This window comes from Bacillus sp. FJAT-45066, assembly GCF_002335755.1.
Classification (GTDB): domain Bacteria; phylum Bacillota; class Bacilli; order Bacillales; family Bacillaceae_I; genus Bacillus_CD; species Bacillus_CD alkalisoli.
In genome coordinates, this window is sequence record NZ_NISQ01000001.1 from 15,005 (window position 1) to 27,343 (window position 12,339).

Sequence of the window (12,339 nt, forward strand, 5' to 3'; positions counted from 1 at the left end):
AAGTGACGAGGATTGAAACAGAAAAGAGTAAGATTGAAACACAACAGGGATGGTTTGAAACACAAATGTTCAGTAGGACGAGTATGAATTGGAATTGAAACACAAGTGACGAGGATTGAAACAGAAAACAGTGAGATTGAAACACAACAGGTATAGATTGAAACACAAATCGAGAAATAATTAGAATTGAAACACAAAACAACCGATTAGAAAATAAACAAAATGAATAAGCTTAGCTACTACTAATATAAAAGGTAATAACTAAGCCTAATAAAATGTCTTTATTCCTCTGTATACGATTCTTTCTCCCCGCTTGGCAAATCACCGAACGAAGTCATCAAACCTTCTTCATCTAAGGATTGTTCATACTCCTCGTGTTGTTTGTTAGGATAAACGGTTATCTCTTTACCGTACATATCTGTTCCTACAAAATTTTCATAATCTTCTACATATCCTTCATTTTCTTCATTTTCGATGTAGGCATTTTCATATCGGCCCACTTCTTCTACAAAATCAGACGGACTTTCAGAAGTACCATACTTTTGTAAAGTTTGCCATGTGTCCTCTGAGTCAAATGCAACGGATTCGTGTTCATCATCTAATTCAAATTTTCCGAATGGAGGCATTAATACCCCTTCTTCAATAGGTCTGTTATGAGAAACTTCCTTATTGGGACTATGTTCTTTACAGTAAGTTGTTGTTGGTATTGCCTCTATACGATCTGGATCAATGTCAGTGCCACAAACCTCACATTTCCCATAAGTACCATTAGTCATTGCTTGAAGTGCATAATTTACATCGTGCAATTCTTTCTCTGTATGTTCATTTAAGGAGAGGTCCTTTTCACGTTCATATAGTTCTGTTCCTAAATCACCTGGGTGGTTATCATATGCAGATAATTCTCCTACTGAATTATAAGGATGCTCTCGCTCTAATTGAAAATGGTCGTTATCACCAAGACGTTCCTCTAATGATTGCCTTTCTGATTCTAGTGTGGCTTTTAATTTATTTAATTGCTCATTAGAAAGCATTGATTTTTCTCCTTCCGAATTGCCAGTAATAATAGACTTACTTGTATTATTAACGGAAGTAGGAAAAACATAATTGGAAATTAAATAGTAATCATTTTACGAACAAAAAAAAGAACCTCAAAAGAAGTTCTTTTACATGAAAAATCCAATTACTAAACCGATGATTAATAAGAATCCAAATATTGTATTCGTTTTTGCTGTTGCAATCATCGCGGGCATCATTTTTACGTTGCTATTGTTTCGCTTAAACTCTTTTACTGCTGTAATGGGTTTACCGATAGACAAGAAAATTAAAAATGTCCAGAAAGATGTGTAACCAGCAAATGCAAAGTAAACAATAAGTCCATATGAAACGATAAACATTGCTGCTAATAAGTGGATGGCATTTTGTCGTCCAACAAGAATCGCAATTGTTTTACGGCCATTTTCTTTATCACCATCTAGATCACGAATGTTGTTAGCTAGTAAGATTGCTCCAACTAATATGGAAGCTGGAATAGAAACTAGTATGCTTAACGTTGAAACAGTGCCAGTTTGAATGAAAAATGCTATAGCGATAATGACAAGTCCCATGAAAAAACCTGCAACAACTTCACCAAATGGAGTATAGGCAATCGGTATTGGACCTCCAGTGTAAAAATAACCTGCAGCCATACATACAGTACCGATAACAGCTAGCCACCAGCTAGTACTCATACAAATATAAATACCTAAGATTGTGGCGATGCCTAAAAAGATAAAGGCTAGTCGTAGTACGGTAGTAGGAGATACACCATCTCTTACAATCGCCCCTCCAATTCCAACGGAGTTTTCATTATCTAGACCGCGCTTATAGTCGTAGTATTCATTAAACATATTTGTAGCAGCTTGAATTAAAAGACTCGCAAAAAGCATTGCAAAAAATAACGGCCAATGAAGTGGTGCTTCATATAAAGCTAAAACTGTACCAATAGAAACAGGAACAAATGCAGCTGTTAATGTATGTGGTCTCATTAAATTCCACCATACTTTAAACGGGGGTCTTGTACTCGTTACTATATGTGTTGAAGTATTCGTTTGTGCAGTTTGAGGTTGCATAATTAGCCCCTCCTTTTCCTATTTAAATTAAGTTATTTTAGAAAAATAATTACATGAGTCCGTTTCCTAATATATGATTACTATACGAAAAGTTATAAAACTAACTGAAGTCAGTACTGTATAGCTTTTTAAGCGAACAGAATTAACTTTTTATAGCATAACAAGACATTCGTTTTTCATTAAACGAACCGTAATAATGAATATAATTACATAACTAAGTGTATGTAATGTGTGTACAACTGTCAACGAATTTTCGTATGTAAGTGAGGAAAAGGATGGAAACAATTTTATAATGAAGAAAGTAGGTTAAAAGAAGGGGATATTGTTGACATTAAAAGCTTTTGAGGTGTATCTTAGAGTAAGTTATTAGAGGAGACAAAATGTCTTCTTACGTTGTTTAAAGGTTTTTTGGGGGGAGTACTTTGGTTATTATTCAAGCAAACGAATGGATACAACTATTAAAGCAGGTTGATAAAAATAAGGACAAGCCTGTATTAATTAGTTTTACAAAAAAAATAAAAAATGTAGATCCCCTGCAATTTTTTCGAGAAAGTGAATCACATTTTTACAATGAGCGTTTTTTTTGGACAAATCCAGAGCGGTCTACATACATTATTGGAGCGGGAGTTACGAAAGAATTTCAATCGAGCGGAAAAGAAAATCGTTATAAAGAGATAGAAGATAGTTGGAAAAGATTCCTCCAAGATGGGATCATAAATGATACTTGTACTACTCCTTTGTTGTTTGGTGGTTTTTCTTTTGACCCAATAAAAAAGAAAACAAACCTTTGGAATAGTTTTTCAGATTCCATTTTTGTGTTACCGACTTTTATGTTGACCATAAAAGAAGATCAGTGCTTTATAACAATAAATATCCTTAATGACATTTCTAAAGACGATATTGATTTACTCAAACGTATAGAAGAGAAGCTGCTATCTACTAGCATGACAAAAGAATTGGAAGTGCTTCCAAGTTTGGTAAGTTACGAAGAATTGGAGCCGGAAATGTGGAAAGAGTCCATTCGTGATGTTACAAGAAGAATAAGTAATCAAGAAATGGAAAAAGTTGTACTAGCACGTGAGCTTAGAGTAGGTTACTCACATAAAATTCCTTTATCAAAAGTCACGGAAAATCTTCTAGAAGAACAGCAAAATAGTTATGTTTTTGCTTTTGCAAGAAATGGAGATTGCTTTATTGGAGCAACGCCGGAACAACTTGTGAAAAAAAACGAGGAAGATATAATTTCCATGTGCTTGGCCGGATCAACGAAACGAGGTCAAACATTACAAGAAGACGAACAACTAGGAAAAGAACTCTTAACGGATGAAAAAAATCTACATGAGCACCATTTAGTTGTAAAAATGATTAGGGATTCATTGCAATCAGTATGTGCAAAAGTTGAAACGGACGATAGTCCCTCTTTACGTAAGCTAAAACACATTCAACATTTATATACACCTGTGAAAGCAACCGGTGATGGAAATACATCTCTACTTCAATTAGTAGAAAGGTTACACCCAACGCCTGCTTTAGGTGGCTATCCTACTGAAATCGCTATTAAAACAATTAGAGAAGTAGAGTTATTAGATAGAGGTTGGTATGCTAGTCCAATTGGATTTGTTGACAGTAATAATAATGGTGAATTCGCAGTAGCGATTCGATCTGGCTTAATTCAAGAAAAGGAAGCATCTCTTTTTGCAGGTTGTGGAATAGTAGGAGATTCGGATCCAGATAGTGAGTACGAAGAAACGAAAGTGAAATTCAAACCGATGCTATCGGCTTTAGGAGGCATCAATTTAAATGAGAGAAACAATTGATTTAACCTATTACGTTGGGGCTTTTGTAGACGAGTTAGTAAAAAGTGGTGTAGAAGAAGCCGTTATTAGCCCTGGATCTCGCTCTACACCCTTAGCAATCATGATGGCTGAACATGCCAAACTAAAGGTTACGGTTTTAATTGATGAACGGTCAGCATCTTTTTACGCACTAGGATTAGCGAAAACAGCGAAGAAACCGGTTGCCATTTTATGCACATCTGGAACTGCAGCAACGAATTATTATCCAGCGATTGTGGAAGCACACTATTCAAGATTACCGCTAATTGTTATTACAGCAGATCGCCCTCATGAATTACGAGATGTAGGGGCACCACAAGCGATCGATCAAATTAAGATGTATGGAAACTATGTAAAATGGTTTGCGGAAATGTCTCTTCCTTCGAGTGAAAAAAAACATATTCAATATGTGAGAACAGTGGCTGCTAGAGCAACGGGAACTGCACTTTCATCTCCTGTAGGGCCAGTTCATTTGAACTTCCCATTCCGAGATCCACTTGTTCCTGATTTACAGTTACCAGACTTATGGACGCATGAAAATGAATTAGAGATATCCATTATGGAAACGAAAATCGGAAGTTACACGATCAGTGACCAAGAGGCTAGAAAGTTTGCTACTATGTTTTCTACAAAACAAAAAGGACTTATTGTTTGTGGAGAAATGAATAGTAGCAGAGATTATAGAAATGAAGTTGTTCAGTTGTCAAAGAATTTGAATTTCCCAATATTAGCAGACCCACTTTCCCAGTTACGTAGTGGACTACATGAAACAGATGCCATTATTGAAACATATGACGCATTATTTAAAAATGAAGAAGTGGTCAGGAGCTTAAAACCGGAAGTAATCATTCGTTTTGGTGCAATGCCTGTTTCAAAATTTTTAACTCAATACATACAAAAAGCGAACTGTGTTCAGATTGTGGTGGATGGTGACGGCGGTTGGCGCGACCCAACGTTAGAAGCTACTCATATGGTACACTGTGATGAGAGAACTTTCTGCAACAGTGTTCTACAACTTCTGGAGGAAAAGGCTAATAATAGAGATTGGTTGCATCAGTTCCAAAGAATTAATACGCAAGCAAAGAAAGTTCTTTCTCGTCATTTAGATGATGTTTCGTTATTTGAGGGTAAGGTCATTACAGAATTACAAACTCTTCTACCTCAAAATGCTGCTCTTTTTGTCGGGAATAGTATGCCAATAAGAGATGTTGATACTTTTTTCTACTGTGATAACAAGAATATAACGATTCTTGCCAATCGAGGTGCGAACGGAATTGACGGCATTATTTCTACAGCACTGGCTGCAAGTAATGCTTTTGATCAACTTGTATTAGTGATTGGTGACTTGTCTTTTTATCATGATATGAACGGTTTACTTGCATCAAAATTATTGGACTTAAATATTACAATCGTTTTAGTAAATAATAACGGTGGTGGAATTTTCTCTTTCCTACCTCAGTCTAAAGTAGAACAGCATTTCGAAACTCTATTTGGCACCCCTTTACATATGGATTTTGCACACGCTGTCAAATTATATAATGGCTCATACGACAAAGTCGAAACATGGAGTCAATTCCGTGATTCAGTCATTCGATCTTTTACGCAAAATGGACTTAAAGTAATTGAAATTCCGACAAGTCGTGTAGAAAATGAACAGCTTCACCGGAAAATGTGGAAAAATGTTTCCCAGGAAATTACTTGTCATGAATGAAAGAAATATGATGTCTATTAATGCGGTACAATACCATGTAAATGTCATTGGAAATGGTCCAAATGTTGTCGTTTTTTTACATGGATTTACTGGTCGTGGTGCAAACTGGGTGGATATATTACCATACATTCAGAATAAAGAGTCGTACACTTTTGTGTTTCCTGATGTTCTTGGTCATGGATTAAGTGAAAAGCCAATGGAAGCTAGTCGCTATTCTATGGAAAATACGATAGAAGATCTTTATGAAATAATAAAGAACATTACGGAGAAAAAGATTCATGTAATTGGTTATTCTATGGGGGGAAGGATCGCTCTTTCTTTTGCACTAAAGTATCCTTTTATCGTAAAAGGATTACTACTAGAAAGTGCCTCTCCAGGCTTACAAACAGAAAGTGAACGTCATATGCGTCAACTAGCCGATGAGAAACTAGCTATAAAAATAGAGGGGGAAGGGCTAGAGAGATTTATTGAATTCTGGACTAACATCCCGTTATTTGAGACTCAAAAGAAACTGACTAGTGAGGAACAAAGGAAAATCTTACAACAAAGATTAGATAATGATGCTGCAGGTTTGGCAAATAGCTTAAGAGGTATAGGAACAGGCAGTCAACCTTCCTATTGGGGAGTATTAAAATCACTACATTTACCTGTAACACTCGTAGCAGGTAAGGATGATAAAAAGTTTATAGAAATAGCCAAAAGCATGAATTCATTGTTTCCGATGTCAACTTTTATCGAAATAAATCGTGCTGGTCATGCAATTCATGTGGAACAATCCGAAAAATTTGGTAAAATAGTAAGTGAGTTTTTGTCAGAAGAACAATAAGGAGGAAGAATGATGACTAGAGAATGGGTAACAGAACGTGAATATGAAGATATTCTTTATCAAACATATAATGGTATTGCGAAAATCTCCATTAACAGACCTGAAGTACATAATGCATTTCGTCCTAAAACAGTAATGGAGTTAATTGATGCATTTTCTCGTGCTCGTGAAAACGCTAACGTTGGAGTAATTATTTTATCTGGTGAAGGTGGAAAAGCTTTCTGTTCAGGTGGAGACCAAAAAGTGCGTGGACATGGTGGGTATGTTGGAGATGATGAGGTTCCACGTTTAAACGTGTTGGACTTACAACGTTTAATCCGCGTTACACCTAAACCAGTCGTAGCAATGGTAGCTGGTTGGGCTATTGGTGGCGGACATGTTTTACATGTTGTGTGTGATTTAACAATTGCAGCTGATAATGCAATGTTTGGCCAAACAGGTCCTAAAGTTGGTAGCTTTGATGCTGGATATGGTTCTGGCTATTTAGCGCGTATTGTAGGCCATAAAAAGGCTCGTGAAATTTGGTACTTATGCCGTCAATACAATGCTCAAGAAGCATTAGATATGGGATTAGTAAACACAGTTGTGCCGTTAGATCAATTAGAAGATGAAACAGTTAAATGGTGTGAAGAAATGTTGGAGAAGAGTCCAACAGCACTTCGTTTCTTAAAAGCTGCATTTAATGCAGACACTGATGGATTAGCTGGAATTCAACAGTTTGCTGGAGATGCAACTTTACTTTACTATACAACGGATGAGGCGAAAGAAGGACGCGACGCATTCAAAGAAAAGCGTACGCCAGACTTTGGTCAATTCCCTCGTTTCCCTTAATAGGTAAGCCAATTCATAATTATGGTACGTTTAATTAAAAACGAATACTCTAGATATTTTTGTAGAATATTATGCCATATAGTATAGCTTTGAAAAATGCTAAAAATAGGTAGTGCTTCGTTTTTCGTAGTGTAGTCATACATTATGAAGGGACTCAGGTAAGATTCATGCAAGAAGAAAGGATGACCTCACACGATTTTTCGGATGTGGTCATCCTTTTTATTAAGTTTTCATCTTGGAGGTGAAGAGATGGACGTCTCGATTCCTAACTTTTTGCGTAAACGCGCAGAATTATCACCAAATAAAATTGCGATAGAAACGGACTCAGAAAAAATAACTTTCCTAAAACTACTACGAAAATCAGAAAACCTAGCTAGGAAAATGGCTTCCCTTTCTATAAAAAAAGGTGATATAGTATCTGTGTTCATGTCGAACAGTATAGCACAAGTAGAAGTGATTTTTGCATTAAAACATATAGGTTGCATCACCGTTTTACATAATACTCGATTAACTCCTGCTGAACTTCACTATCAGATAAAAGATGCTGGTTCAAAGATCGCTTTCTCAGATGAAGAAAAATTGGAGCTGTTTAGCCATATCAAGCTAAATGAAACAAGTGTAATGACAATACAAACGTTAAAAATAGCCAAAGAAGATTCTACTATTTGTCTACAAAAAGAATTTTGTATGTCTGAAACCGATACGATTATGTACACATCTGGAACGACTGGAAATCCAAAAGGGGTGAAACAAACGTACGGTAACCATTATTGGAGTGCAAGTAGCTCTGCACTTAATCTTGGATTGTACGAGGAAGATTGTTGGTTAGCTGCTGTTCCATTGTTTCACATTAGTGGTTTATCCATTATTATGCGTGGTGTTATATATGGAATGCGTGTTGTTTTACATACAAAATTCGAACCAAAAAAGGTAAATAAAGCAATAAGAGAAAATCATGTTACCATTGTTTCAGTAGTTAGCTCAATGTTAGTCGGTCTTTTAGATGATCTAGGTGAAAGGGAATACCCTAATAGTTTACGTTGCTTGCTAGTTGGCGGTGGACCAGTACCAATCTCCTTATTGGAGAAATGTAGAGAAAAAAAGATTCCAGTTGTACAAACATATGGAATGACTGAAACGTGTTCGCAGATTGTAACATTATCATCAGATGATGCAATCAAGAAAGTGGGCTCAGCGGGTAAGCCGTTATTTCCGTGTCAAATGAAAATAATGAAAGATGGAAAAGAGCTTGGAGCAAATATGGATGGAGAAATTGTTGTAAAGGGACCAAATGTTTCACCAGGATATTGGAAATTTGAAAATTCCATATTACAAAATGGTTGGTTTCATACTGGTGATATTGGTTACATAGATGAAGATGGATATTTATTTGTATTAGATAGAAGAAGTGACCTAATCATATCAGGTGGAGAAAATATTTATCCAGCCGAAATTGAGAATGTATTAGTTAGCCATGAAGGAATTACGGAAGCTGGAGTGACAGGATTACGCGATGAAAAATGGGGTCACGTGCCAGTAGGTTTTGTTGTTTTACAGAAAGGTGCAGTTTTGACGGAAAACGACATTCTTCACTTTGTTAGCGGGCGTATGGCGAAATATAAAGTGCCAAAGCGAATTGTGTTTATCAAAGAACTACCTAAAAATGCGACAAATAAATTGCTTAGACGAAAATTAATCGAATTATTGCCAGGGAAAGAATAGGGGGAAGAAGAATGTCGGTAAAAATAAAAAAAATAACGATGTACCAAACGACAATGAAGCTTCGTTCCCCTTTTATTACACACCTAGAGACTGTTTCTGATAGAGAAAGCATTTTACTAAAAGTAGAGGATAGCGATGGCGTTGTTGGTTGGGGCGAGGTGGTTGCCTTTTCGTCACCATGGTATACAGAAGAAACAATCGAAACAGCTTGGCACATGTTAAAAGATTTTTTTATACCAGGAGTTTCAGATGTAAGATGGACTAATCCTACCGATGTAAATAAATGCTTAAAGAAATGGCGTGGCAACAATATGGCAAAGGCTGGAGTTGAGACGGCAATATGGGACTTGTTTGCAAAAAAGGCTGACAAAGCTCTAGCAACCTATATAGGTGGAGTAAGAGACAATGTGGAAGCAGGGGTTGTTGTTAGTAGTGGTAATCCTTCAGAAATTGTCAAGATGATAGACAAACGATTGGATGAAGGTTATAGAAGAGTGAAGGTTAAAATTGATCCAACTACAGACATTTCTGTTTTACAACAAATAAGAGACTTATATCCTGATTTGTTATTGATGGTAGATGCTAATTCAGCTTATTCTTTAAACGACATAGATCATTTGAAAAAGCTAGACAAATTCGGTCTAATGATGATAGAACAACCTCTAGGAATTGATGACATTGTAGAACATGCAGAACTACAAAAAGAGATATGCACACCTGTGTGTCTGGATGAGTCCATTAATTCTTTGGAAGATGCAAAAAACGCCATTAAGTTGAGAAGTTGTAAAGTTATCAATATAAAGATAGGTCGAGTAGGTGGATTGGCTGAAGCAATTGCTATACATAATCTTTGTTTAGAAAATGATATTCCTGTTTGGTGTGGCGGAATGTTAGAAACGGGGATTTCAAGAGCTTTTAATATTGCTTTATCGACTTTGCCCAATTTCACGATTCCAGGTGACTTATCAGCTTCATCAAGATATTGGGAAAAAGATGTCATTGTTCCAGAAGTAAGAGTTGTTAAAGGTAAGATTAACGTTCCAACCAGCAGCGGTATCGGATTTGAAGTAGATGAAGAATTTATACAGCAAATATGTAAACGAAGCCTAACGTTTCAATAAAACAATTTAAAGAAATAAATTTTTTAATTCATTCGGTAAATTGCCGTATGAATTTTTTTTATAAATGAGCTAGTCCAATAGTTGACAAAAGTTTGCTTAAGGTTTAAATTTTGTAGTAAGGCAACTTTTTGTTGCATAACCATAAAAAATGAGTTTGTTCAAAAGCACTTTTTAAACATTTCGTGCATAAAGTAGTTTTGAGTCAATTAAATATAATAATAAAAATGCTCGTTTCCTTTTTTTGACTAAAATTTTGCCTCTAGGCAAAATTTATACCCTGAGCAAACAATTAGTAATTAACAAAGTAAGGAGAGGAATGAAAAAAATGAAATCTTTGTTTAAATTATTCGTTATTGGATTATTTGTATCAGTTTTAGGTGCGTGTTCTTCCGATTCAACATCGAATGAGGAAACTGGAACAATTCTGGTTACAACAACAATTGCACAAATTGCAGATGTTGTGGAGAATATTGGCGGGGAAAAAGTAACGGTGGAATCTTTAATGGGCCCAGGTATTGACCCTCATTTATACAGAGCCTCTCAAGGTGATATTCGTAAGTTGAATGATGCAGATATTATTTTTTACAACGGTTTGCGGTTAGAAGGTAGAATGGGTGAAGTGCTAGGTCAAATGTCCAAAGACAAACCAGTAATTGCTGTAGCAGAAACGATTCCTACCAACCTTCTTTTAGAGGATGAAGAAGAAGAAGGCGAACCAGATCCGCACATATGGTTTGATATTTCGCTGTGGATTTATGCTGTCGATGCCGTAACAACTTCCTTGATCGAACTAGATAAAGAGAATGCAAGTTTCTATGAAAATAATGCAAGTCAATACAAAGCTGAGTTAGAGAAGTTACATGACTTTGCAATTGAACAAATCGCTACTATCCCTAAAGAGAGTCGAGTACTAGTTACTGCACATGATGCATTTCAGTACTTCGGAAAAGCATATGATATAGAAGTGATGGGGCTACAAGGATTAAGCACTGATTCGGAATACGGATTACGTGACGTACAAGAACTTATTGATGTTATTACTTCCAGAAACATTAAAGCTGTTTTTGTAGAAAGTAGTATATCCGATGATTCCATAACAGCTGTAGTGGAAGGTGCGAAAAGAAGAGGCCATGATGTGGTTATCGGGGGAGAGCTATACTCTGATGCAATGGGTGAAGCAGGAACAAAAGAAGGAACTTATAAGGGTATGTTTGAACACAATATAAAAACTATCGTTGATTCTCTAAAATAGATAAAAGAAGGCATCAGTGTACATCTACACTGGTGTCTATCCTGTATTTATGAAATGCACAGTAACAGTTTTTAATGCACTTTTTGGGCAATTATTGAATATGAATGTAAGACAGAGTTTTTTCGAAGCGTCATAACTAACACAAATGGTTCAATTTCTATAGGCGGTGAACGTGAATGGATCCAGTAACAATTGAAAATTTAACGGTAGCTTATCATCGTAAACCAGTATTGAAAGAAATTAGTTTTTCTGTACCAGAAGGGAAACTTATTGGGATTATTGGTCCAAATGGAGCAGGAAAGTCTACACTTATTAAAGCGATTCTAGAGTTAACTCCAAAAGCATCTGGAAGTGTTTCTATATATGGAAAGCCTTATAAATCTCAACGAAAGTTAATTGGTTATGTTCCACAAAGAGGTTCCGTTGATTGGGACTTTCCTACAAATGCACTGGATGTAGTGTTAATGGGAAGATACGGTCATATAGGTTGGTTCAAACGTCCGAGTAAAAAAGATATTGAATTTGCTTATGAATGTCTTGAAAAAGTTGGAATGAAAGAATATGCATCAAGACAAATTAGTCAACTTTCTGGTGGACAGCAACAGCGTGTCTTTTTAGCAAGAGCGCTTGCTCAAGATTCTAGTATATATTTTATGGATGAACCGTTTGTAGGCGTAGATGCGGCAACAGAAAAAGCGATTGTCACGATATTAAACGAGTTAAAATCTCAAGGTAAAACGGTATTGGTTGTTCACCACGACTTGCAAACAGTAAAAGAATATTTTGATTGGATTTTGTTATTAAACATGAGAAAAGTAGCGATTGGGCCAACGGAAGAAATTTTCACAATGGAAAACCTACAAAAAACATATGGTGGACGATTGGCATTTTTAGATAACAATAGTGCAATCGTAGAACAATAGGAGTTGGAAG

Annotated in this window: 10 protein-coding genes; 8 read left to right on the forward strand and 2 right to left on the reverse strand. The window is 36.1% G+C overall.

What is annotated here, in order from left to right:
• Positions 1-281: 281 nt before the first annotated feature.
• Entirely contained in the window at positions 282-1,031 is a 750-nt protein-coding gene (locus CDZ92_RS00150; RefSeq protein ID WP_096152842.1) for a TraR/DksA C4-type zinc finger protein, read from the reverse strand.
• A gap of 132 nt (positions 1,032-1,163) precedes the next feature.
• Positions 1,164-2,108: a 1,4-dihydroxy-2-naphthoate polyprenyltransferase gene (locus CDZ92_RS00155; RefSeq protein ID WP_096152843.1), complete on the reverse strand. Its 945-nt coding sequence runs from the start codon at positions 2,106-2,108 to the stop codon at positions 1,164-1,166.
• Between the two features lie 422 nt (positions 2,109-2,530).
• On the opposite strand from CDZ92_RS00155, the gene CDZ92_RS00160 reads away from it, so the two are divergent.
• From CDZ92_RS00160 to CDZ92_RS00195, 8 genes are all read left to right on the forward strand, one after another.
• Positions 2,531-3,925, forward strand: coding sequence for an isochorismate synthase (locus tag CDZ92_RS00160; RefSeq protein WP_096152844.1), 1,395 nt, complete (start codon positions 2,531-2,533; stop codon positions 3,923-3,925).
• On the forward strand, positions 3,909-5,654 hold the full coding sequence (gene menD / locus CDZ92_RS00165) for a 2-succinyl-5-enolpyruvyl-6-hydroxy-3-cyclohexene-1-carboxylic-acid synthase (protein WP_096152845.1): 1,746 nt from the start codon (positions 3,909-3,911) through the stop codon (positions 5,652-5,654). The genes CDZ92_RS00160 and menD overlap by 17 nt, the downstream gene beginning before the upstream one ends.
• Entirely contained in the window at positions 5,647-6,480 is an 834-nt protein-coding gene (menH, locus tag CDZ92_RS00170) for a 2-succinyl-6-hydroxy-2,4-cyclohexadiene-1-carboxylate synthase (RefSeq protein ID WP_157842675.1), read from the forward strand. Before menD ends, menH begins: the two co-directional genes overlap by 8 nt.
• Positions 6,481-6,492: 12 nt before the next feature.
• A complete protein-coding gene (gene menB / locus CDZ92_RS00175) occupies positions 6,493-7,311 on the forward strand; it encodes a 1,4-dihydroxy-2-naphthoyl-CoA synthase (protein ID WP_096152847.1) in 819 nt (272 codons plus the stop codon).
• Between the two features lie 249 nt (positions 7,312-7,560).
• Positions 7,561-9,033: an o-succinylbenzoate--CoA ligase gene (locus tag CDZ92_RS00180; protein ID WP_096152848.1), complete on the forward strand. Its 1,473-nt coding sequence runs from the start codon at positions 7,561-7,563 to the stop codon at positions 9,031-9,033.
• Positions 9,034-9,044: 11 nt separating this feature from the next.
• Entirely contained in the window at positions 9,045-10,154 is a 1,110-nt protein-coding gene (gene menC, locus CDZ92_RS00185) for an o-succinylbenzoate synthase (RefSeq protein WP_096152849.1), read from the forward strand.
• A gap of 325 nt (positions 10,155-10,479) precedes the next feature.
• Positions 10,480-11,406, forward strand: a complete 927-nt coding sequence (locus tag CDZ92_RS00190) for a metal ABC transporter solute-binding protein, Zn/Mn family (RefSeq protein WP_406564915.1) — start codon at positions 10,480-10,482, stop codon at positions 11,404-11,406.
• 176 nt (positions 11,407-11,582) lie between these two features.
• A complete protein-coding gene (locus CDZ92_RS00195) occupies positions 11,583-12,329 on the forward strand; it encodes a metal ABC transporter ATP-binding protein (protein ID WP_096152851.1) in 747 nt (248 codons plus the stop codon).
• The last annotated feature ends 10 nt before the right edge of the window (positions 12,330-12,339 follow it).

Bases quoted from the DNA above. Each gene is read 5' to 3' on its own strand.
- menH (WP_157842675.1), top strand. From the start codon at position 5,647: ATGAATGAAAGAAATATGATGTCTATTAATGCGGTACAATACCATGTA.
- menB (WP_096152847.1), top strand. From the start codon at position 6,493: ATGACTAGAGAATGGGTAACAGAACGTGAATATGAAGATATTCTTTAT.
- CDZ92_RS00190 (WP_406564915.1), top strand. From the start codon at position 10,480: ATGAAATCTTTGTTTAAATTATTCGTTATTGGATTATTTGTATCAGTT.
- CDZ92_RS00155 (WP_096152843.1), bottom strand. From the start codon at position 2,108: ATGCAACCTCAAACTGCACAAACGAATACTTCAACACATATAGTAACG.
- CDZ92_RS00195 (WP_096152851.1), top strand. From the start codon at position 11,583: ATGGATCCAGTAACAATTGAAAATTTAACGGTAGCTTATCATCGTAAA.
- menC (WP_096152849.1), top strand. From the start codon at position 9,045: ATGTCGGTAAAAATAAAAAAAATAACGATGTACCAAACGACAATGAAG.
- CDZ92_RS00150 (WP_096152842.1), bottom strand. From the start codon at position 1,031: ATGCTTTCTAATGAGCAATTAAATAAATTAAAAGCCACACTAGAATCA.
- menD (WP_096152845.1), top strand. From the start codon at position 3,909: ATGAGAGAAACAATTGATTTAACCTATTACGTTGGGGCTTTTGTAGAC.
- CDZ92_RS00180 (WP_096152848.1), top strand. From the start codon at position 7,561: ATGGACGTCTCGATTCCTAACTTTTTGCGTAAACGCGCAGAATTATCA.